Below are 21,196 nucleotides of genomic sequence, written 5' to 3'. Positions count from 1 at the left end.
CCCCAGCTACAAGGCAAAACTGCCGGCGAGTGTGGAGAGTATCAAATTCCAACCATCAACAAGGACGAACAACATCAACTTAAACGGCAACGATACAATCATTGGTGACAACATCATCATACCCATGGCCATCAAAACTGATGCCACCACCAAGTCGATAATTAGGAACGGCAAGAACAACATAAAGCCTATCTGGAAAGCTGTTTTCAATTCAGACGTGATAAACGCAGGAATCAGAACCGCCATTGAAACATCTTCTGGGTTAGTTACTTGCGCACCGGATATCTCAACAAAAGTTTCAAGATCTTTGATTCGAGTCTGTTTAAGCATAAAAGACTTAATCGGACCTTGGGCAACATCAAACGCCTGTCGCGCTGATATCTGTTCATTCAAATAAGGCTGAACAGCTTGTTCATTTACCTGACTGATTACAGGCGACATGATGAAGAAAGTCAGAAATATCGCAATGCCAATAATCACTTGGTTTGAAGGTGTTTGTTGAAGACCCATTGCCTGACGCAAAATAGACATCACAACCACAATGCGGGTGAACGATGTCATCAAAATAACCATCGCCGGCAAGAAGCCAAGCATGGTCATTAACGCAAGAATTTGCAGGTTAATCGAGTAGTCTTCACCGCCATTGGCATTGGTGGTCATGGTAAATGCAGGTATGCCGCCACCATTACCGGTTAAGCTACCAGTGGTCATAGTCTTCGATTTGGCTTGATCTTGCTGCATCGTACTGATGGTGACCGACTCAGATCCAGCGGTATTCGCAGGAATGACAGTGCCATCTTCAACCTGTGCAAATACTGACACGCTAAATACGAGAGAGCAGAATATGATGAGCTGAACCAACCACACTTTCACCGTACGGAAAAATCCGGCATGGCAAAAGTAAAATGGATCCAAAAATCCGTTACTTGTTTGCATCTTTTTTTATTAGCTGGGAAAGCTGACTTGAAAATGTACTTTTTTCCAGCATCTCCTGAGTGAGAGGTTTATCGAGCTTAGAGATCAGCTGAATCGATTGTGTGGTAATGCCTACCAAGAACTGTTCATCACCCGCTTGTACAATAGCGATACGTTCTTTTGTGCCTACCGGAATTTGCCTAATAATAGCCAAACCTTGTTGATTCGACATCGCAGGCACTTGCATTCGCTTCAGTAGCCAAGCAATAAATAAAATGAAGGCTATAACGAAAATTAGCGACCCAAAGGTGGTCGCTAAATCGAGAGAAGGAGGCGTTGCCGCAAAGGCAATAGAAGGAGTAGCAAGTAGCCCTACTCCCAAGACTCTGCGAAACAAACCTGTCATTCCGAGAGAAGAGCCCGCCAGTCTTTGAGACAAGAAGCCCATTAACGCAACTTCTTAATTCGTTCTGTTTGACTAATAACGTCTGTCAAACGAATACCAAATTTGTCATTCACCACAACCACTTCTCCATGAGCAATCAGAGTGCCGTTAACCATCACGTCAAGTGACTCACCAGCAATTCTATCTAGCTCAACAACCGAACCTTGGTTCAATTGAAGTAAGTTACGGATACTAATTTGAGAGCGGCCGACTTCCATTGAGATAGTCACTGGGATATCCATAATGGTATCCAGCTTACGACGCTCATCTTCTGAAATTGGAGACGATGAGTCGGTTAACTCATCAAGTGGTGCCGCGAGAACATCATCAACATCGATTGACGGTGCTGAAGGGTCTTCACCAAGTGCTGCAGCCCATTCGTCTGCTAGCTTTTGATCTTCACTAGGTTCCATTACCAATTCCTATACTTTTATCTACTTTGCTATTCTTCATCTTCGCTATTTTCCAACTCAGACATTAAGTCTTTGCCAAGAAAGGCGAGATCGGTTTTGACCACATGAGGTCTTTCAATTTTTTCAGAAATCTGTACCGCGAGCTTCTCTCCGGAACGGCCCATTTTAACACGATAGGTCGGCAGTTCTTCAACAAACATGGTTGCATGCTCAGGCATATTCATCGGGATAACATCCCCAGGACGAAGTTCCATCAAATCACGCAAAGAGATATCTTGCTCGAGCAAATTGACACGGAAGTTGACTGGCACATCCATGATTTCATCACGCAATGCTGAACTCCAACGAACGTCGGTTTCCATTTTATCTGATTGGACACCAGCATCCAGCAGTTCACGAATCGGCTCAACCATTGAGTAAGGCATAACCACATGGAAATCACCGCCGCCGCCATCGACTTCAATGTGAAATGAACTCACAACAATCACTTCGGTTGGACTCACAATGTTAGCCATACTTGGGTTTACTTCAGAGTCCAAGTATTCAAACTCAACGCCCATCACGGGAGACCAAGCTTCTTTGTAATCTTCAAAAACAATTTTCAGTAGTAACTGAATAATTCGTCTTTCTGTTGGTGTAAATTCGCGACCTTCAATCTTGGCATGAAAACGACCATCACCACCAAAAAAGTTCTCTACGAGAATGAAAACTAGCCGAGCTTCCATCGTAATTAGCGCAGTACCTTTTAACGGGCGGAAGCGAACCATGTTTAAACTTGTGGGTACATAGAGTGTGTTCTGGTACTCACCAAATTTCATCATCTGTACGCCGTTGATCGACACTTCAGCCGTCTTACGCAACATATTAAACAAGCTAATACGCATATGGCGTGCGAAACGCTCGTTAATAAGTTCAAGGGTCGGCATTCGACCACGAACGATTCGATCTTGTGATGAGAAATCAAAATTGACCGTATTGTCACTTTCGGTTTCTAAGACATCTTCAACGTCTTCAACATCATCAACGCCATGTAATAGCGCATCAATTTCGTCTTGGCTTAATAAATCGGTCACATATTACCTATTGAATTACAAAGTCAGTGAATAACACTTTTTCAATTACCGGCTGGCCAACAGCTTGAGTTAAGCTTGCTTTAATATCTTCAGTCGCCTTGTTCCGCAGTTCAACTCTGCCGGCAGGAGATCGTAATTGATCGACCGTCGCCGAAGCGAATGTAGCAAGTAGTGCGCTTTCAACAAGTGGAGAGTGGTATCGAGCGAGAACTTCATTCTTCATACCACGTACCATCAGCTGTACCTTTATCTGAACTAAGCGATCTTTCTTATCGCCCGTAACGTTAAATAAGAAAGCTTGAGGCACATTAACATAGACCACTGGATCGGCACCCATGAGTTGAACCTCAGCTGACGACCCAGCACCCTCAGCCTTATCATCGGAACCCATTAAGAAAAATGCGGCACCACCACCTCCAAGTAACAGCACAACAACCGCGATAGCGATAATGAGGAGCTTACTCTTTCCTTTCGGTGTTTCTTGTTCTTCTGCCATATTCAGCTCTAACTTCCTGTTCTTTCTATTAACTAACTGTTCTTCTATTAACTAACGGTTCTTTCTATTAGCTAAGTGTTTTAGCCTGATACTAGGCATAATAACTAATTCCATCACGCTTTGACGTGACATTCAATTCAAGATTGCTGTTGCTATCAAGGTTTTCATCACCTTGACCATCATTTATACGGTTAGAGCCTGATTGTTGCTCGCCATTATTGTACCTGTCTTGCCCCTGACCAGTATTCTGTTGCTGAACTGAAGACTCAGCAAGCTGCATCCCTTGTTGAGCGAGCATCTCCCTCAAACGAGGTAAGGTTTGTTCAATAACCTCTCTCGCTTGTTGGCTACCGACAGTAAAGTGCACGTTCGCCACATCATTATTCATGGTCATGCGAATTTTCATCTGCCCCAACTCTGGTGGGTCAAGACGGATATCCAAGCTCTTGAGATTCTTAGACATCATCATTTGGACTTTTTCCGCCACCTGGTCGTTCGCTAACTCTTTAGTGAGTTGCAAAGGTGCCTGTTGAGCCGCTTGAATTTCAGCTCGCGTAGGTGCTGAACCCACCGTAGCTGTACCTTGTGCGCCAGCGGCCGAGGCTATCTGCTGAGCAAAGGTCGAATCTTTAGAATCTTCTTTAGCACCGGCTTTGCCCAAACCAGACAATGCCGCGGCACCTGCGCCCGCTTTAAGAAGCGCATCAGTAGAGCCTGCTTTTGTAGTGACTGGCGCTGCATTCATCGCGATCCCTTGCGCGGTTAAAGCTGGATCCAACGTTGCTTGCTGCTGAGGTGAAGCAACATTAGCTTGTTGAGCGGCTGCATGTGCATTGTTGGCGTGCAGCATTGCTGCCTTATCCGTAAGAGCATTGTTTGTTGATTGAGAAGCGGCCTGCGCTGACACTTGTTGTGCAGCCGTCGCTACAGCTGCTGTTGATGCCGCCGCAGCTAAAGCTTTAGTTTCGCTTGAATCCGTATTATCCCAATCAATAGCAGCGGGTTCACCAGACGCGCTGTTCACAGCCGGAGCTTGATTTAGCAAAGCCGTTGCTTGTTGTTGAACGTTAGTGAGCTGTTGATTCAACAGGTCTAAGTTAGAGGTCGCTTTAGTCAAAGCGGCTTGCTCATCAACCGTCAACTTAGCACCACTTTGTTGCTTCTTAAGCAAGCTATCGACAACAGACTGTTCTGATTCGATTTGTCCATTCAATTGTTTTAGTGCTTTGGTATGGGCATCAACCTGCTTGGCGAGTTCAATATCCGCAGCTGAGATCGCTTGGCTCTGTTCGGCCACCGCGGCGCTAGCCGCATTCTTTTGACTCAGCTCTCGGTTCATACTGGCTTCAATTTGTTCTGGAGTGACGCCTTTATCCATCAACTGTCGGATTTCATCATCAGTCAGCTGAGACACACCCTTACCTCCGGTAAGAACAGCGATTTCAGAATCCACCTCAAGACTATTCTCTTGGATTGCTGCATTCGTTTGTTGTCTCGCCTCATCCGTAACGGAGGCTACTGCAACTGAAGCACCGGAGATATTACCTTGGGCGTTATCTACCTGACCTTGCTGAGGCAAGCCTTTGCCGTTTGGCGCTTGATTTAGAGTTTTGTTTGCCTCATCCAATTGACCAAGCAATTTATTGCCTTCATTCATCGCTGCATTAGCTTGCGATGCTTGCGTAGAGCCATCTACAGCTGATGTACCCTGAGTTTGGGATTGAGCAACCTGTTCTTTAGAATCATTCATCGTAACCTGCGCATCTTTACCATCCGCCTTATCAGCGACAGTGCTATCAGTGCCCGAATTGGCTTTGAGCTTAGCCTCAGTTCCAGACACAGCCTCTGCAGATGTTTCCTCAGCAGCTTTCTCGCCTTCTACTTCTGAAGCTGCTTGCTTGCTTTGCGCTTCGCTTACTTCGTCAGTAGCCTTTGATTCAGCTGAATCACCTTTGTTCGCTTCGGATGACGCTTCACCTTCGGTAGAGGCCTGTTTAGCATCAGGTTTCGCGGTGCTTTCTGTGTCTTTTGCTGCGACTTTACTGTCACTTTCTTCAAAGCCTAGTGCTTCTTTGAAAGACTCAAAGAAACCTTTAGAGTCTCCAGTTTCTTCTACCTTTGAAGAGGCAGAACCGGAGTCCAACAACGATGACGTTTTGTTGGTCGCTGAATTTGAGGAAAGACTAACATTCATATATACAAGCTCTATCTACTAGCTTTGCTGCCATGAATCAGACAACAAAAAGAAAGTCGGGTGCTTTTTATGCCTTTGGTGAGCATAACTCGCAATTTGATATAAAACAGAGCAAGAAACATGCCTATAAGTTTTAAGTCTGCCATCTGCAGAGCAACACTTGCGTCATTCGTGAATTAGGTTCAAATCTTCTTTCGGCTATATAACAGAGTCGAGAACTCATCCATTTGCTTTTGCTCTCTTTGATCTTGCAGCTTTGCTTTTTCTTTCTGCTTTTTCTCCATCAACCATTCGTAGGATTTACGCTTTTTTCGTAACTCCATCCAATAGTTTTGGCAGTTATCGACCTGATTTTTAAAGTGGTGTTCCGCTTCTCTCTGCTTAGAGAGCGTTTCATCTAATTGCGTTAAGAAACGGTTTAAGTGACCATATTGGCTAGCCGTTAATCCGGCCTTACCTCGGTCAACAAGTTGCTGGCAGTAATCAAGTCGATATTTTTCAATCTGTTCGACCTGTTCGTAGTAACCCTGCAGCTCGACATTCGCTTGATTCAGCGCCAATACAGCTTGGTTCTCTTGGTCTTTCGCTTGATCGAGAAGAAATTCTAACGCGTTATCCATGATTGACCTTATTCAACACGACCTAACCGCCTAACACATGCTTTAACATGTTGACGCACATGTCATAGGGAACCGTTTCTTTCATTTTCTGTTGTAAGTACTCGTCCAACCTCGGTTTCAAAGTGAAAGCACTGTCGATTGCAGGGTCTGTTCCCGGCTTGTAAGCACCAATCGAAACCAAATCTTGATTTTTCCGGCATATAGACAGCACTTGTCTAACGGCTTTCGACATCAAGACATGTTCTTCGGTGGTGATTTGAGGCATAACACGACTGACGGATTTCTCAACATCAATCGCGGGATAGTGACCAGCATCAGCCATCTCACGAGATAAAACAATGTGACCATCAAGAATCGCTCGCGATGCATCGGCAATAGGGTCTTGTAAATCATCACCTTCTGTTAACACGGTAAAGAAAGCAGTGATAGAACCTTGTTCATCGTTACCATTACCTGCTCGCTCCACCAGCGCAGGAAGCTTGGCAAACACAGACGGCGGATAACCTTTGGTTGCTGGCGGCTCACCCACAGACAGAGCGATTTCACGCTGCGCCTGAGCGAAACGAGTCAATGAGTCCATCAGTAGTAGAACATCTAAACCTTGGTCTCGGAAATACTCGGCTACAGCCAGTGCGGTTTGACAGCCTTTTAAACGCATCAATGGAGACGAATCCGCAGGAGCGGCGACCACAACAGAACGCTTACGACCATCTTCGCCAAGGATCTCTTCAATAAATTCTTTTACTTCACGTCCACGCTCACCAATCAACCCCACCACGACCACTTGCGCGGTTGTGCCACGAGTCATCATCCCAAGCGTGACCGACTTACCCACACCGGAACCCGCAAACAGGCCGATACGCTGCCCTTTGCCCACCGTTAGTAAGCCATTAATCGCTTTTAAGCCAACATCAAGTGGCTCAGAGATAGGTTTACGAGCTAAAGGATTGATTGGCTCAGCATTAAAGGAAGCGCGTTGCTCGGTATAGATTGGACCTAAACCGTCGAGCGGATTACCTACGCCATCGATAACACGACCAAGCAACTCCATTCCAACAGGGATACCGCTTTCTGATGTCATCGGTGTCACGCGAGCGCCAGGTAAGATCCCAGTAATTTGTTCACTGGGCATCAAAAACAGGTTATCGCCAGAAAAGCCAACCACTTCGGCTTCCATCTGACCAGACATGGTCTCTACTAAGCATAAGCTGCCAATTGGCGCTTTGCAGCCGGTCGCTTCAAGCGTTAGACCAACAACACGAACTAGTTTGCCTGATGCAATTGGTCGCGACTTTAGCCCCTCGACTTTGTATTGGCTAAGACGGTTCGCTAACTCAAGCATTACTCATGACCTTGATGACGGTTTACACCACAGAAGCTTTGAATGACGTTCTTCACGCGCTCTTCCATACGGTAGTTAACACTCGATTCACCCGCTTCAATTTGTACGTCGCCGCGATTGAGTGCAGGCTCTGATACCAACGTCCAATTACGAGAGTCCAATTCCGTTTCGCCATACGCTGAGCGTATTATTGCAACGTCTTCAGGGTTTAGCTTCAATGTGATCGCGTGACCTGAAATTGGCAATGACTCTACCGATTCTTTCACGGTATCTAGTATGATTTGTGGGGTGGTTTGCACTTCAACATGAACCACTTCTTTGACCATAGTCAGCACCATGTCCACCAGTTGCTTCTCTACCTGAGCATTCATCAGCTCTAATGGCTGAGCGAACTGGTTGGCTAGCCCCATAAAGATGGCGACTTGCTGCTGAATGTACTCTTGACCAGCAGTAACGCCTTCAAGTTTGCCGGCTTCGTTACCCTCTTCGTGACCTGCGGCAAACCCTTCTTCTTTGCCTTTTTCGTAGCCCTGTTTAAAGCCAGCCTCTTGTCCTTGATGAAGCCCTTCCTGATAAGCACCTTGCTTGATCAGTTCGATTTGGTCTTCAGTTAGAACCAGCTCTTCGTCTTCAATGGCTTCTTCAACCGTTGGCATCCAGCCAGGATCGTAGTTAAAAGCCGTTTCTTTGGCTTGTTTGTTCACATCAGAGGTATAGTCAGGCAGCCCCCATTTCTGAGGTTGGGCAACCGTATTATCTTCTTCAGGGCGAAGGAAGCCACGTTTTCTATCACCTGACATATCAGTACCTATCTATGAGTTCGTCCAACTGCGTTGTAGATTCAAGCAATTACACGGTAGTTAATCTGTGGTTTGAGGTTGGATAAAGAAAAGCCCCAACAATGTGGGGCTCTTGAGGTTTCTGTATTAAAGGAACTCGTCGGCGCCACCAGACAGCATAATCTCGCCACTGTCTGCCATCTTCCTCGCAATACCCAAGATCTCTTTCTGAGCCGCTTCTACATCAGAGACTTTAACTGGCGGCATCGCCTCAATATCGTCTCTCATCATATCAGCAGCACGCGTAGACATGTTCTTGAAGATCTTCTCACGTAGGCTTTCATCAGCACCTTTAAGCGCTTTCTGTAGAACGTCTTGTGGAACATCACGCAGCAATCGCTGAACACCTTGGTCATCAACTTCAATAAGGTTTTCAAAGACAAACATAAGATCTTGGATCTGTGTTGCCATGTCTTCGTCTTGATCTCGAATTTGCCCCATCAAGATGCCTTCTACATTATTGTCCATGTAGTTCATGATCTCAGCAGCGGCTTTCAGGCCACCAATTTTGGCAGCTTGAGCACCCGCTTGACCCGCAAACTGTTTCTCCATGATTTCATTCAATTCAGCGAGAGCTGAAGGTTGAACTTCTTCAAGGTTAGCAATACGCATCATCAAATCAAGGCGAACACGCTCAGGGAATTGAGATAAGATCTCCGCAGACTGATCCGATTCCAGATAAGACAGTACGATCGTTTGAATCTGTGGGTGCTCGTTAATGATGATGCTTGCCACCTGACGAGGGTCCATCCACTTAAGAGAATCCAAACCTTTAGAACCAGTACCTAAAAGGATCTGATCAACAAGGTTATTCGCCTTATCTTCGCCCAGCGCAGCCACCAACGCATTACGCATGAAGTCTTCACTGCCCATACCGATGTTGGTGTACTTCTGAATATCATCTAAGAAAGCGCGGTGTACAGCACCTACTTTTTCTTGAGACCAATCCGTTGAACGTGCCATTGCACTACCAACACGCTGAACCTGTTTAGGTTCTAGATGGCGAATGATACCCGCAGCATCTTCTTCACTTAAACTTAGCAACAAGATCGCAGCGCGCTCTTCGCCTGAGATAGACTCGATATCGACACTTGCGACATCAAGCTCACCACCTTCTGCTTGTTGTGGAACAATTTCGTTAGCCATCTGCCACCCAATTCTTAACTACTTGAGCTGCTAGCTCTGGTTCATTCGCTACAAGTGCACGTACTGCTTTCAGTACGTCCTCATCTTTGTGAAGGTTAGGTAGGTCGATACTTGAACCAAATTCAAATAACTCACCACCTTCAATATCACCACCAATTAAACTGGTTTCGCCGTCAGCACCAATTGGCATGCCATCGGGGCCGTACATTTGATCGTCATCGTCTGCTGCTGGGTTAAGCAGTTTTTTCATTGCAGGGCGAACCAGCACCAATACGACAACAATAATAACCAACGCACTCGCAAACCAACGAACCCAATCATTAAAGTGTTGATGCTCCCAAATTGGTACGTCAGCAACAATATCCGTTACTTGAGGTGCAAATTGCATGCTTAAAACATTGAGTAAATCACCGCGGTTTTCATCAAAACCCACAGTGCCAATCAATACCTGACGTATCGCGTTAATTTCGCTTGCTGGAATTGGGGTGTGAACCACTTCTCCCGTATCAGGGTTCAGTGATTGGCGATCTTTGATTGCAACAGATACGGTCTGACGATTAACCGTGCCGCTCTGTTTTCGCTCATGACTAATGGTAGTATCCAGCTCAAAGTTGCGGGTCGCTTCTTTGTGAACCGAACCTTGCCCCATCATCGTACCATCTTTCATCTGAGCCACATCCTGAGGAATCGAAGCATCAGCAGGAGGCTGGTTACTCAAAGCCCCTGGAATACCAGCCACAACGTTGCCGTTATTGTAGTCTTCTAATGTATATTCACTTCGGGTTGCTGGAGTATTCGGATCAAAACGCTTTCTTGTTTGTTCCACAGCACTAAAGTCGAGTTGAATATCAACCTGAGCCGTGTAGTTACCAAACCCAAGAATCGGAATCAAAATGGAGTCAATTTTTTCACGTAGCGCTTGCTCTTGATTACGCTCTAACTCGTGCTCTTTTCGGCGTGCCGCTGACATCGGATCCTGAGAGCCAGAGCTCAAAAGTCGGCCATGCTGATCGGTCACCGTAATTCGCGAAGTTTTCATCCCCGGAACGGCACTAGCCACCATGTCCACAACAGAATCAACTTCTTGCTGCTTGAGGTTCGTCCCCGTTTTAAGTGTCAGGAATACTGAGGCAGAGGCTTCTTGATTGTGACGAACAAAGACACTTTGCTTAGGTAAGGCAAGTAAAACTTGAGCTTTACGTACCTGCTTCATCTGTTCAATAGCTTTAGCAAGCTGTCTTTCACGACTTAGTTTAAGACGCTCTTTCTCTAAACGTTGTGATACACCAAAACCCATGTCTTGCATGAGGATATCATCACCGGTGTTTCGCTCTTGGTTCAAACCCGCTCGAACCATATTTAGCTTTAATGAGTTATATTCACTCGCTGGTACCGAGATGGTATTCCCTTCAAGAGAGTACTCAATCTTCTGCGTATCCAAATAATCAAGAACCGGGATCAACTCTTCTGTTTCGTAAGCCCCTAATGGACGCATTTCTGGCTCTTTCACCCAGAAAAACAGCATTACAATAAGCGCTACACAGATCGAGATAGAAAGAACTAAGACGACTTGACGAAGCAAATCGAGATCACCGACGGCCATATCGAACTTAGATGAACTGCGCTCACCTAAATCGGTATTTTGCCCTTCGCCATCTAGATCAGAACTTGCAATAAGTGCGTGGTCGTTGCTATCGCTTACGGTTAAATCTGTTGTTTGACTGTTATCTGCCACTATTTACTACCCAACTTATACCGGCATGTTCATCAGCTCTTTGTACGACTCGACCAATTTATTTCTAATTTGGATCGTCGCTTCAAAAGCCACACTAGATTTATTACGAGCAATCATCACGTCAGATAAAGACACGCTTTGATCGCCACTGTCAAAACGAGTTTGAAGATTACCAGAGGTCTTTTGTAATGAGTTCACATTATTGATGGCATTAGTCAGCATGTTGCCAAAATCTGCACCAACCGCTTGGCCCGTTGCAGCAGGACGCGTGCTGGCAGCTTCAACCATCATTGCCTGCATTTCGCCTTGTAAACCATCTATTCTCATTTACTACCTCAGGAGTCAAAATTATGACTATCTATTTAGCTTTATTATTGACAGAGCAATTAACGTGCCATGCATCAATTTGACTAGCTATCGTAATACACTAGTCAGAAAGCTGACACTACTAATTTATGTTCAATTTGGAATATCTATTCCAGCATCACGCATTTTCGCTAATTTATAACGCAATGTACGAGGGCTAATACCTAGCTTTTCAGCCATATCTTTACGTCGACCATGACAAGCAATCAATGTTTCGAGAATGATCGCATACTCTTGATCTCTAAGCTCATTTCCAAGCCCTTCGCTACCTGCCACGACTTTATTGATAGGATTCGCTTCAGCAATCGGCTTAATTTCTGGCGCTGCAACACTGTTCCCTTCAACGATCTGTTGTAGTCCAGTAGCGTCTTGCCAATCAACACCTTCAAGTAAAATATGTTCGCCTGAAATATTTTCTTGCTCACTCAAAATTAGAGCGCGCTGCACGACATTATCCAGTTCACGTACATTTCCCGGCCACGGATAATTGACGAGTTTACTAATGGCTTGCTCAGACAGAACAGGAACAGGCATTCCTAGTTTGGTGCAATGACGTTCCACCAAATGTTTCGCAAGCGGCGCAATATCACCTTTACGTTCACACAGCGCTGGCCAAGTAATTGGAAATACATTCAGTCGGTAGTATAAATCTTCACGGAAATTCCCTTCAGAAACATACTGTTTTAGGTCGCGGTTACTGGTTGCTAGAACACGGACATCCAATTTGATGCTCTTGCGGCTACCAAGACGTTCAACTTCGCGCTCTTGCAACACTCGCAGCAATTTCGCTTGTAGGCTGAGATCCATTTCGCTGATCTCATCCAACAAAATAGTACCGCCTTGAGCTTGCTCAAATTTACCCGGACAAGCTTGAATCGCACCGGTGAACGCACCTTTATCGTAGCCAAACAGTGTTGCTTCCAACATGTTATCTGGAATCGCGGCACAGTTAATCGCAACAAAAGGACCGTCTTTACGGCTCGAGGCGTTATGAATATAGCGAGACATGACCTCTTTACCAGAGCCACTTGGCCCTAGCACCATCACGTTGGCATCGGTTTTAGCCACTTTGTCAGCCAGCATCATTAGTTTGATACTTTTCTCATCGGCAACGATAGCATCGCCATTGTCATCCGACTTTACGGGAGCGTAACGGCTCACCATGTTTAACAGCACTTCTGGAGCAAATGGCTTTGCCATGTAATCGATAGCGCCTTCTTTCATTGCCGCGACCGCATCTTCAATGTTGGCATAGGCCGTCATCAATAGAACCGGAAGATTTGGCCAATGCTGCTTGATGTTTCTTAGCAATGCTAAACCGCCCATACCGGCCATCTGTACATCAGAGACCACGATATCAACAGAGTTTGATTTCAATTTTACCAGAGCATCTTCCGCACAATCCGCTTCCAGCCATTCATAACCAGCAAGCGCGAGTGTATCGACAAGGGCTTCGCGTAGACCTTCATCATCTTCGACGATTAACACTTTGCTTTGAGCCATAGGATTCTCCAGTGTAAATTCAGTTAAAACTTATTAGTCTTCAGAAGAAGAGCTTCTTTCCAACGGTAGACACATGGTAAAGCATGCGCCGTCACCCTCTTCTGATATCAATTCCAGTCGACCTTCATGTGCTCGGCATACCATTTGTACAACCGCTAAACCTAGACCTGTGCCTTGAGAACGAGTGGTAAAGAAAGGTTCCATAATCTTACCTTGTAGTTCTTTAGGCACTCCGGGGCCACTGTCTTGCACTGATATCTTAAGTTCACCGTTTACGGGTCTAAAAAACACATCAATCTGCGATTTCTTGCCAGCAATTTGAACCGCGTTCAAAACTAGGTTACTTAAAGCAGAAGCGATAGCATTGGCGTTGCCAAACATTTGAGTCTTTTCATCTTCAACTTCCTGACAATAATCAATCTGGTTGCTTTTTAACGCAGCCTCCACCATAGGATGAAACTCAATGATGAGTTCCGCGATGGTGAATGGCTTAACCACCTTGTTGTCGCCACCTTTGGCAAACAACAGCATGTCATTCACTTGTTTCTCTAAATCATGCAACCTATCCATCAGCTTAGATTGAAAACGCGTTTTTGTTGCCGGCGGCAAATTTGGCGCGGCAAGGTTTGATGCATACAGCATTGCACTAGAAAGCGGCGTGCGAACCTGATGGGCAAGCGAAGCGACCATTCTTCCGAGTGAAGATAAACGCTGAAGATCGCTCACACGAGACTGAAGTAAGCGAGTTTCTGTCAGGTCTGTAATCAAAATAAGCTGACCTGTAGTCGAAGCTGAAATCGCTAAGCGCACTTTTCGCCCATTCTTCAATGAGATCTCATGCCCATCATCGTCCCTTGGTTCAAAGGCATTTTGTATTACCGAAAACCATTTCTCGCCAACCAACTCAACCCCGAGAATACGGTGTGCTTCAGGATTCGCTTCTCTCACTTCACCATGTGTATCTAACAAGATGACCCCCGCAGGCATAACATCGAGCACTTGCTTATAGCGCTCAACCTGTTGCTCAACAGAATCTAGATGTGATTGATTTTCTGGTTCGTTAGATAGGTGCATGTCAAAAATTTGCCTCAAATACTAAAACAGCCTGACATGTACAACACAAGTCAGGCTATTTGCTATATTTATCACATAGTTAAGCAAGCAACAACTCGACTATGGTTTATCTGTTCGTTTAGCTAAAGTTGCTAAAATGCTAAAGTGTGTACTAGTTTTCGTTTTCATCGAAAATAGGCACTAACGCTGCAAGTTATATTTGCGCATTTTTTCGACCAGAGTGGTTCTGCGCATTCCAAGCATGTCAGCAGCGCGAGCAACAATACCGCCCTGAGCCTCCAACGCTTGATTGATCATATTCACTTCCATATCAGCGAGTAGTTCTTTCAAGTTAACCCCTTCAGCGGGTAAATCTTGAGGTGCGTTCGCATTGTCAGCAAGCTCATCGTGCTGCTCAAAACTGAAGTCTTCTGAGAACAAGTCAGAAAGAGCATCTCGCTCTTGCTCTTCCTCTGATGCAAAATTATTAAACTCTGGCTGAAACTCTGGGATATCACTGTATCTATATTTAGTTGGTAGATGATTCACATCAACCAAGCTATTTGGATATAAAATAACCATTCGCTCAACTAAATTAGCTAACTCACGTACGTTGCCCGGCCAGCAATGCTCCATCAAAGAGTTGATTGCACGGGGAGTAAAACAGATTGGCATGCCACCTTCAGCTTCCATTCTGGTTATCAACTCCTGAAGCAATAGGGGAACATCTTCTTTTCGCTCCTGAAGCGATGGCATTTCAATTGGGAAAACGTTCAAGCGATAGTAAAGGTCTTCACGGAACAAATCATCTTCGATCATATTTTCAAGATTGCGGTGTGTTGCCGCAATCACTCGAACATCAGCTTGAATGGTACTATTGCCACCTACACGTTCAAAACTGCGTTCTTGTAAAACACGAAGCAACTTAACTTGCATCGCCATTGGCATATCACCAATTTCATCAAGAAACAGTGTACCACCTTCAGCCAACTCAAAACGGCCTTTACGTGCGGTAATTGCACCAGTAAACGCGCCCTTCTCATGACCAAACAGTTCACTTTCGAGCAAGTCTGGCGGTATAGCGCCACAGTTTACGGGAACGAAAGGTCCTGAACGACGTTTAGAATGATAGTGAACATTACGTGCTACAACTTCTTTGCCCGTGCCTGACTCGCCAAGAATCAATACGTTTGCTTCAGTAGAAGAGACTTGTTCAATCAAGTGACGAACTTCTTGGATACCAACACTCTGCCCAACTAGACTACGAAAAAGCGTGTTCTTACGCGCTGAAGGTAAAATTTGAACGCCTTTACGGCCTAAGAAGTCTTTACAGTGTCTCAGTGCATCACTTAATTGCGGATAGTTAAGAGGAAGTTCGAGTTCACCAACAAAGTTAGTAAGTTCCTCAACCGGGTAATCGTTTTTGCCAATCACCAGTAAAGGGATGTGATTAACATGAACAAGCTTTTCATTCAGTAATGCGAAGCCTTTGGCTTTAATTGAACCAATGATGCAGCCAGCCCACTGTAGGGACCAGTCAACTTTGTGTGCTTGTTCAGAGCTGATTACTTCGCAGCTCTCTCCTACAAACTCTAATATTGTGCTTAAATTGTGACGATTTTGAGCGTTATCATCGACGACAAGCAGTTTTGCCAAACCTTGCATAAGTAGGAATTATTGCCTTTATTTTGGTGCGATGCGGAAATTGGTAAGCGACGTAAGAGACAAAACAGAGAAAATATCAATGGTTATGATCTACGTGGACAAATCTAGGAAACCAGCAACGAAAAAAGCCATTAGGCTATCTAATGGCTTCTATTTTATTTGATTATAAAAATAAGGCAACCAAGCAATTCAGAGATATGCGATTGGTTTAAACTGGGATGTTTCTTTAAATACCAACATCCGCAGACGTTAAATTGTGATATTCATTCGGAATTTGGTCCCAAGCGCTCTTAATTTCGCGGATAATATCGATAACATCATCAATTGGCTGAGGATCATTTTTGTGATTTGCAGCAGAAATTTGCGTGATCATAAACTCATAAAGTTGATCTAGATTTTTCGCAATGTCGCCACCATCGGACATCGATAGGCAACTACGCAGGCTAATAATGATATCTAGAGCCTTACTCAGTCGCTCACCTTTCACCGGGATGTTGCCCGCTTGCATTGCCGCTTTACCTTGAATTAAGCGCTCGATAGCACCAGCCATTAGCATCTGAACAATTTTATGCGGTGAGGCAGCTGTAAGCTGACTATCCACTGATACCTTTTTATATGCCTGTAAAGAACCGCGCATAGTAAACCTCTTCTATAAAAACTTTTTGTATTGTTGAACTGATTTGGCACCATGTCGGTATTTATGTAAGTTTTTACCTACTCGACCAGTCTCAGACTGCATCAGTTCGACCAATTGTCTTGTTCTCGAAATGGCTTCAAACCACTCGGAGCTTTGCTTAACGTCGGGATATGAATCGATTAATTGAAGCACGTTTTGCAATAACTGTTCTCTGTTATCGACAAGATGCACTATTTCTTCAGCATTAATTTCACTATATTCGAGCTTAGACATAATTAATTGATCGAGCTCACAAAGCTCTTGAAGCAGTTTGCTCATCTATTAGCCCATTGCACTCATCATGCTGCCCAACTGAGATTGCATCTTGCTGGTCGCATCCTGCATCGCAGTGAACTTGGAGTGCGTACGGCTCTCTAGGCTATCCATGCGTCGGTCAAGCGCGCTTTGATCATCAACCAAACGGTAATTTTGTTCGACTAAGCTCTTTTCTCTCGTGCGGATTGAGCCCGTAACACCCGTGATCCCTTGAATCGCATCTTCGACTTTTTTGGCGAAACCGTTGTTGCCGCCAAAGAACTCACCCAACTTATCAAAGTGATTGTTAAGCTGACGATCAAGCATGTCGTAGTTGATTTCTAGCGAGCCTTGTCTTGTGGTGGTGATACCAAATTCAGTCAAAGACTTAAGGTTGTCAGGCGCGTCTTCAATGCTTGAAGAGAACACACTTTTTAGTCGCGAGTCTGCGTTACGCACTGTACTGTCACCAGAAAGAGGGCCTTTTTGACCTGTCAAAGGGTCAACACTCGCCAAACCTTTAGATACTTGGTAAAACTGATTATAAGAGCTAACAAAAGCTTCAATATCTTCACGAACACGATTACGGTCGTACTCAACACCAATTTCTGCTGGCGGCTTATCTTTTGGCGTTTTACCTTTAACCGTAATATCAATACCTTCAACGGCATCTTCAATCACATTATTATTGCTAGAAAGCTGAGCGACACCATCCAGAATGACCATTGAATCTTGTCCAGCTTGCACTTCAGTCATGCCGCTGTATTGGTCAAAAGACTGTTGAGCCAAAGCCAGATTAGCTTGAGCTTTATCAACCTTCTCTAAATGTGTTCGTTCCCCCGGAGATAACCTAGCTCTCTCTAATTGCTGAGCCTGCTCCGGGGTTAATTCACCTTTCTCAACTCTCTTCGCTAACTCTGAACGTTCATCAACCAATTTACTTTCTATTCTGGCTTTCTCGGCATCGAGCTTCTGCTGCGCTTCTTTGGGGGTAACATAAGAATCCGTCAGAGTACCTGCGGCAGTATTTGACCACCCCGGAATATCAGCGGCTTTCTCGATGGCTTTTTCGTCAAGCTCGAGTTCAGGCCTAAAAAAAGAATCGAGTAATGTGCCCGAAGCGGTGTTGTTCCAGCCTGGGATCGTATCTTCTGGCATCCCTGAAGCCGCTAAGGCGGACGCATCTAGCGCCTTTTGACCTGCCATTGCCGCTTCTTGGCCATAAGTTAAATTATCACGGTCAAATTCAGCGAAAGGATCTTCAGGTTCAACGACAGGTTCCGATTTTCTTTCAAAAATAGGATTGCCGTTTTCATCAAATATGGAATTTCCGTCATCGTCTCGCAGCGGAACAGCAAAGCCGTCAGGAATTGGGTTACCGTCAGCATCCAATTTAGGAGGGGCATCAGCTAAGACGCCTTGCGCTACTGAGCGAGCATCTTCTAAGGCTTTCAGTCTTTCCGATAGGGTTTTATATTCTAATTTTTTTAGAGGGTTGTTATCTTCAGAGTCAACGTGGAGTTTTATTTGATTGTCTTCACCAGACATATTTGAAGCGAGGACTAACCGTGGTCCTTCTTTATCATTAATGATAGAAGCTCGAACACCCGGATTATCCCCAGCGCTGTTAATACCTCTAACAACATCACGCAGTTTTGAGTTAGCACTAACTTGTGTTTCGAAGCTCTCGCTACCAAGCGAAACCTGCAGCTTGCCAGGGCCAAATTTCATGTCATCTGATAGAACATCAGAAGCCACTTTATGGCTCTGGGCAAGCTGCAACACATCGATGGCATATTTGCCAGCGATCGCTTCGGTAGTCGCGGTCGCAGAAACAAGATTTTCATCAGTACTTTCTACTGTTCGCACAGCAAAAGCTTTATCCTGACGAAAGCTTGTCATCAGATCCTTCATCGAATCAAGGGATTCTCTGAGTCTTCCATAGGCACTAATGCTGGTGTCGATTCGCGTTCGTTCATTGTCGATCTGTTGCTGTTTAGGCACACGCTCAGAATCAACAATTTTGCTGACCATGGAATTGATATCCATGCCAGACGAAATCCCCATTGGGCCAAAACTCATTAAACCACCTCAATAATACGACTTAAACCTTAGCCTCCAATATTCCACTATTCGAGGTTTGGGCTGCTAGGCGCCTCAGAATTTCGAGCATTTCTTCGTCGGGAATTTGGCGAATAATATCGCCTGTTGTGGTCTCATAAATAGTGACCACATCTCTCCCAGTCTCTTCATCAACCTTGAAGGCAACACCCTTGTTAAGAGAAGATATAAACTCATTGACCTTCTCAACCATCTTGACACGCTCCTGATCATTTAACTCTTGTCTATGTTGAGCTAATTGAATCGCCGCTTCGGTAGCCATCTCTTTCGATTTTTCTACCTTGCCATGAGATGTTGCTTCTTTTAGTTGTAAAGTGCTCGACGCACTACTACCTTCATCGCTTGCAAATTTAGTGCCATTAGGTGAGCCATAAGGCTGGATGTTCGACGCGTTAGATAATATTTCCATAACACTCTCCCTCCCACCTTTATGAGCCTAACAGTAAAACTCTACCCAGAGTAGAGTTTACCGTTACTTACTGAAGTAAGTTTAGCCCAACAAGCTTAGAGCTGCTGATGGTGATTGTTTTGCTTGAGCTAAAATAGAAGTACTCGCCTGTTGTAAGATTTGAGATTTCGTCATTGCCGTTGTTTCTTTTGCGTAATCGGTATCTTTGATACGGCTCTTAGACGCATTAACGTTTTCGTTAATATTATCTAAGTTGCTGATTGCGTGATCAAAACGGTTTTGGAATGCACCGAGAGATGCTCGGTTACTGTCTACTGATTTTAGAGCGCCATCAATAATAGATACCGCGTTGTTAGCACCAGCAACCGATGTTACATCGATATCGTTAACAGTAACGTCTTTACCTGCACCAATCCCTAGCTCGCCCGCCAGACTGCCGCCAAATTCAACATTACCTTCAATTTTTTGGCTAGAAGCAAACAGTTGCAGTTTACCGCCTTCACCTACCGATGCTTGGACGTCTGGACTTTGGCCATTAATATACGTTGCTAGCTCTTCCATGTCGTTGCCTTCTTTCGCAGAAATAGACAACTCTTGAAGATCACCAAACTGATCTTGGTATTTCATCGTTAGAGCAGAGTTTGCTCCTACACGCCAAGACGTATCTTTACCCTCGGTAACACTATAGCTCTTACCGCCCATAGCTTGAGTGTCAGTACGCATATTATTCATCGTCAGCATTACTGCTTCACCAGAATCTGCACCGATTTGGAAAGATTGGCTACCAAAAGTACCGTTCAAAAGCTTGTTACCACCAAAAGAGGTCGTTTCAGCAATACGGTTAAGCTCAGTGTTTAACGCCGATACTTCTTCTTGGATAGCAACACGTTCAGATCTCGTGTTTGAGCCATTTGAAGATTGAAGAGAAAGGTCACGCATTCGTTGCAGGATATTGGTTGACTCATTCATTGCACCTTCAGCAGTCTGTGCAATAGAGATACCATCATTCGCGTTTTTTACAGCCATATCTAGGCCACGGCTTTGCGACGTTAAGCGGTTAGAGATTTGTAGGCCTGCAGCATCATCTTTCGCGCTATTAATTTTATAGCCAGAAGACAAGCGCTCCATTGATTTTTGAGTACCTTCAGCCGCGCTATTTAGGTAGCGCTGAGCCGTCATTGCAGACACATTTGTGCTTACATTAATCGCCATAGTTGATCTCCTTTAGGCATTTTTTCATGCACTTATGTGACTCTCACCTCACAAAAACACATGTTATTTTGTTTTATATACCAGTGTCTCTCTCACCTTACATTGGTACATATCATTTCTCTCAATCCCTTTAACGGCCCCTTAACTAGAAGCTTTAATAAAAAATGCATTTTTTTTCGTATTATTTTAAATATTAAAAAAAACGTGAAGTAGATCATCATTTCCCAACTCGGTCATTCCTTACTGTGAGGAACGAACGTGATAGGGAATCTCGCTTTTTCTTTCCCCCCTGATCTCGAAAATTACCGTTACCAAATCGCAGGCAATAAAAAACCCAGCCGAAGCTGGGTTTATTTAGCGCTCATCTCTCACCACGAGCTAATTTGTGGAAGCCTAACATTGACACTTATAACCAATAATGCATATGTTCAATGTGGCCTTTCAACCTGTTAACCTAGTAGGCTAAGTGCCGAGTTCGGAGCTTGTTTTGCTTGAGCTAGAATCGAGCTTGAAGCTTGAGAAAGAATCTGAGATTTAGTCATCTGAGTCGTTTCTTTCGCGAAATCAGTATCTTTAATGCGGCTCTTAGATGCATTAACGTTCTCGTTAATGTTGTCTAAGTTATTGATTGCATGGTCGAAACGATTTTGGAAAGCACCCAGTTCAGAACGGTGGCTATCTACATATTTAAGTGCCGCATCGATAACAGCTACAGATT

General features: G+C 44.7%; 21 protein-coding genes. All 21 read right to left on the bottom strand.

Annotation, left to right across the window (positions count from 1 at the left end):
• Window positions 1-6 precede the first annotated feature (6 nt).
• Complete coding sequence (gene fliP / locus AB6D07_RS18470) at window positions 7-936, bottom strand: flagellar type III secretion system pore protein FliP (RefSeq protein ID WP_017104006.1); 930 nt, start codon at window positions 934-936, stop codon at window positions 7-9.
• Window positions 923-1,363 carry a flagellar biosynthetic protein FliO gene (gene fliO / locus AB6D07_RS18465; RefSeq protein WP_017104005.1) on the bottom strand — a complete coding sequence of 147 codons (441 nt, stop codon included), beginning with the start codon at window positions 1,361-1,363 and terminating at the stop codon, window positions 923-925. Before fliO ends, fliP begins: the two co-directional genes overlap by 14 nt.
• The gene (gene fliN / locus AB6D07_RS18460; protein ID WP_004739851.1) at window positions 1,363-1,773 is read right to left on the bottom strand and encodes a flagellar motor switch protein FliN; all 411 of its coding nucleotides are present in this window, start codon (window positions 1,771-1,773) and stop codon (window positions 1,363-1,365) included. The genes fliO and fliN overlap by 1 nt, the downstream gene beginning before the upstream one ends.
• A 29-nt stretch (window positions 1,774-1,802) precedes the next feature.
• Window positions 1,803-2,846: a flagellar motor switch protein FliM gene (gene fliM / locus AB6D07_RS18455; protein WP_009848546.1), complete on the bottom strand. Its 1,044-nt coding sequence runs from the start codon at window positions 2,844-2,846 to the stop codon at window positions 1,803-1,805.
• 7 nt (window positions 2,847-2,853) lie between these two features.
• Complete coding sequence (fliL, locus tag AB6D07_RS18450) at window positions 2,854-3,342, bottom strand: flagellar basal body-associated protein FliL (RefSeq protein WP_009848547.1); 489 nt, start codon at window positions 3,340-3,342, stop codon at window positions 2,854-2,856.
• 91 nt (window positions 3,343-3,433) lie between these two features.
• Window positions 3,434-5,536 (bottom strand): flagellar hook-length control protein FliK, encoded by a 2,103-nt coding sequence (locus AB6D07_RS18445; RefSeq protein WP_017104004.1) that lies wholly within the window; start codon window positions 5,534-5,536, stop codon window positions 3,434-3,436.
• A 182-nt stretch (window positions 5,537-5,718) separates the two neighbouring features.
• On the bottom strand, window positions 5,719-6,156 hold the full coding sequence (fliJ, locus tag AB6D07_RS18440; protein WP_009848549.1) for a flagellar export protein FliJ: 438 nt from the start codon (window positions 6,154-6,156) through the stop codon (window positions 5,719-5,721).
• Between the two features lie 22 nt (window positions 6,157-6,178).
• On the bottom strand, window positions 6,179-7,498 hold the full coding sequence (fliI, locus tag AB6D07_RS18435; RefSeq protein ID WP_009848550.1) for a flagellar protein export ATPase FliI: 1,320 nt from the start codon (window positions 7,496-7,498) through the stop codon (window positions 6,179-6,181).
• Window positions 7,498-8,298 carry a flagellar assembly protein FliH gene (gene fliH / locus AB6D07_RS18430; RefSeq protein ID WP_017104003.1) on the bottom strand — a complete coding sequence of 267 codons (801 nt, stop codon included), beginning with the start codon at window positions 8,296-8,298 and terminating at the stop codon, window positions 7,498-7,500. The genes fliI and fliH overlap by 1 nt, the downstream gene beginning before the upstream one ends.
• Window positions 8,299-8,424: 126 nt before the next feature.
• The gene (gene fliG, locus AB6D07_RS18425) at window positions 8,425-9,483 is read right to left on the bottom strand and encodes a flagellar motor switch protein FliG (protein ID WP_012603439.1); all 1,059 of its coding nucleotides are present in this window, start codon (window positions 9,481-9,483) and stop codon (window positions 8,425-8,427) included.
• Window positions 9,476-11,218 carry a flagellar basal-body MS-ring/collar protein FliF gene (gene fliF / locus AB6D07_RS18420; protein WP_017099171.1) on the bottom strand — a complete coding sequence of 581 codons (1,743 nt, stop codon included), beginning with the start codon at window positions 11,216-11,218 and terminating at the stop codon, window positions 9,476-9,478. Before fliF ends, fliG begins: the two co-directional genes overlap by 8 nt.
• 15 nt (window positions 11,219-11,233) lie before the next feature.
• Window positions 11,234-11,545, bottom strand: coding sequence for a flagellar hook-basal body complex protein FliE (gene fliE, locus AB6D07_RS18415; RefSeq protein WP_009848554.1), 312 nt, complete (start codon window positions 11,543-11,545; stop codon window positions 11,234-11,236).
• Between the two features lie 132 nt (window positions 11,546-11,677).
• Entirely contained in the window at window positions 11,678-13,087 is a 1,410-nt protein-coding gene (locus AB6D07_RS18410; protein ID WP_009848555.1) for a sigma-54 dependent transcriptional regulator, read from the bottom strand.
• 33 nt (window positions 13,088-13,120) lie between these two features.
• Window positions 13,121-14,161, bottom strand: a complete 1,041-nt coding sequence (locus AB6D07_RS18405) for a PAS domain-containing sensor histidine kinase (protein WP_009848556.1) — start codon at window positions 14,159-14,161, stop codon at window positions 13,121-13,123.
• A 180-nt stretch (window positions 14,162-14,341) separates the two neighbouring features.
• Window positions 14,342-15,805, bottom strand: a complete 1,464-nt coding sequence (locus tag AB6D07_RS18400; protein WP_017104002.1) for a sigma-54 dependent transcriptional regulator — start codon at window positions 15,803-15,805, stop codon at window positions 14,342-14,344.
• A 226-nt stretch (window positions 15,806-16,031) separates the two neighbouring features.
• On the bottom strand, window positions 16,032-16,442 hold the full coding sequence (gene fliS, locus AB6D07_RS18395; RefSeq protein ID WP_009848558.1) for a flagellar export chaperone FliS: 411 nt from the start codon (window positions 16,440-16,442) through the stop codon (window positions 16,032-16,034).
• Window positions 16,443-16,454: 12 nt separating this feature from the next.
• Window positions 16,455-16,760, bottom strand: coding sequence for a flagellar protein FliT (locus AB6D07_RS18390; RefSeq protein ID WP_017101962.1), 306 nt, complete (start codon window positions 16,758-16,760; stop codon window positions 16,455-16,457).
• A gap of 3 nt (window positions 16,761-16,763) precedes the next feature.
• Window positions 16,764-18,770 carry a flagellar filament capping protein FliD gene (fliD, locus tag AB6D07_RS18385; protein WP_371695452.1) on the bottom strand — a complete coding sequence of 669 codons (2,007 nt, stop codon included), beginning with the start codon at window positions 18,768-18,770 and terminating at the stop codon, window positions 16,764-16,766.
• Between the two features lie 70 nt (window positions 18,771-18,840).
• The gene (gene flaG, locus AB6D07_RS18380) at window positions 18,841-19,266 is read right to left on the bottom strand and encodes a flagellar protein FlaG (protein WP_017101960.1); all 426 of its coding nucleotides are present in this window, start codon (window positions 19,264-19,266) and stop codon (window positions 18,841-18,843) included.
• 81 nt (window positions 19,267-19,347) lie between these two features.
• Window positions 19,348-20,478 carry a flagellin gene (locus AB6D07_RS18375; protein WP_017101959.1) on the bottom strand — a complete coding sequence of 377 codons (1,131 nt, stop codon included), beginning with the start codon at window positions 20,476-20,478 and terminating at the stop codon, window positions 19,348-19,350.
• 449 nt (window positions 20,479-20,927) lie between these two features.
• Window positions 20,928-21,196, bottom strand: a 269-nt coding sequence (locus AB6D07_RS18370) for a flagellin (protein WP_371695437.1), incomplete at its 5' end; no start/stop codon positions are given.

Source organism: Vibrio sp. 10N.239.312.C11 (assembly GCF_041466065.1).
GTDB classification, from domain to species: domain Bacteria; phylum Pseudomonadota; class Gammaproteobacteria; order Enterobacterales; family Vibrionaceae; genus Vibrio; species Vibrio tasmaniensis_A.
Note: the sequence above shows the minus strand (reverse complement) of the source record. Positions and strands in the feature narration are given on the sequence as shown.

Excerpts from the sequence above, each read along its gene's own strand:
- AB6D07_RS18405 (WP_009848556.1), bottom strand. The coding sequence starts at position 14,161 with ATGCACCTATCTAACGAACCAGAAAATCAATCACATCTAGATTCTGTT.
- AB6D07_RS18390 (WP_017101962.1), bottom strand. The coding sequence starts at position 16,760 with ATGAGCAAACTGCTTCAAGAGCTTTGTGAGCTCGATCAATTAATTATG.
- fliD (WP_371695452.1), bottom strand. The coding sequence starts at position 18,770 with ATGGTCAGCAAAATTGTTGATTCTGAGCGTGTGCCTAAACAGCAACAG.
- fliO (WP_017104005.1), bottom strand. The coding sequence starts at position 1,363 with ATGGGCTTCTTGTCTCAAAGACTGGCGGGCTCTTCTCTCGGAATGACA.
- flaG (WP_017101960.1), bottom strand. The coding sequence starts at position 19,266 with ATGGAAATATTATCTAACGCGTCGAACATCCAGCCTTATGGCTCACCT.
- fliI (WP_009848550.1), bottom strand. The coding sequence starts at position 7,498 with ATGCTTGAGTTAGCGAACCGTCTTAGCCAATACAAAGTCGAGGGGCTA.
- AB6D07_RS18400 (WP_017104002.1), bottom strand. The coding sequence starts at position 15,805 with ATGCAAGGTTTGGCAAAACTGCTTGTCGTCGATGATAACGCTCAAAAT.
- AB6D07_RS18410 (WP_009848555.1), bottom strand. The coding sequence starts at position 13,087 with ATGGCTCAAAGCAAAGTGTTAATCGTCGAAGATGATGAAGGTCTACGC.
- fliP (WP_017104006.1), bottom strand. The coding sequence starts at position 936 with ATGCAAACAAGTAACGGATTTTTGGATCCATTTTACTTTTGCCATGCC.
- fliH (WP_017104003.1), bottom strand. The coding sequence starts at position 8,298 with ATGTCAGGTGATAGAAAACGTGGCTTCCTTCGCCCTGAAGAAGATAAT.
- AB6D07_RS18375 (WP_017101959.1), bottom strand. The coding sequence starts at position 20,478 with ATGGCGATTAATGTAAGCACAAATGTGTCTGCAATGACGGCTCAGCGC.
- fliN (WP_004739851.1), bottom strand. The coding sequence starts at position 1,773 with ATGGAACCTAGTGAAGATCAAAAGCTAGCAGACGAATGGGCTGCAGCA.
- fliG (WP_012603439.1), bottom strand. The coding sequence starts at position 9,483 with ATGGCTAACGAAATTGTTCCACAACAAGCAGAAGGTGGTGAGCTTGAT.
- AB6D07_RS18445 (WP_017104004.1), bottom strand. The coding sequence starts at position 5,536 with ATGAATGTTAGTCTTTCCTCAAATTCAGCGACCAACAAAACGTCATCG.
- fliL (WP_009848547.1), bottom strand. The coding sequence starts at position 3,342 with ATGGCAGAAGAACAAGAAACACCGAAAGGAAAGAGTAAGCTCCTCATT.
- fliS (WP_009848558.1), bottom strand. The coding sequence starts at position 16,442 with ATGCGCGGTTCTTTACAGGCATATAAAAAGGTATCAGTGGATAGTCAG.
- fliE (WP_009848554.1), bottom strand. The coding sequence starts at position 11,545 with ATGAGAATAGATGGTTTACAAGGCGAAATGCAGGCAATGATGGTTGAA.
- fliJ (WP_009848549.1), bottom strand. The coding sequence starts at position 6,156 with ATGGATAACGCGTTAGAATTTCTTCTCGATCAAGCGAAAGACCAAGAG.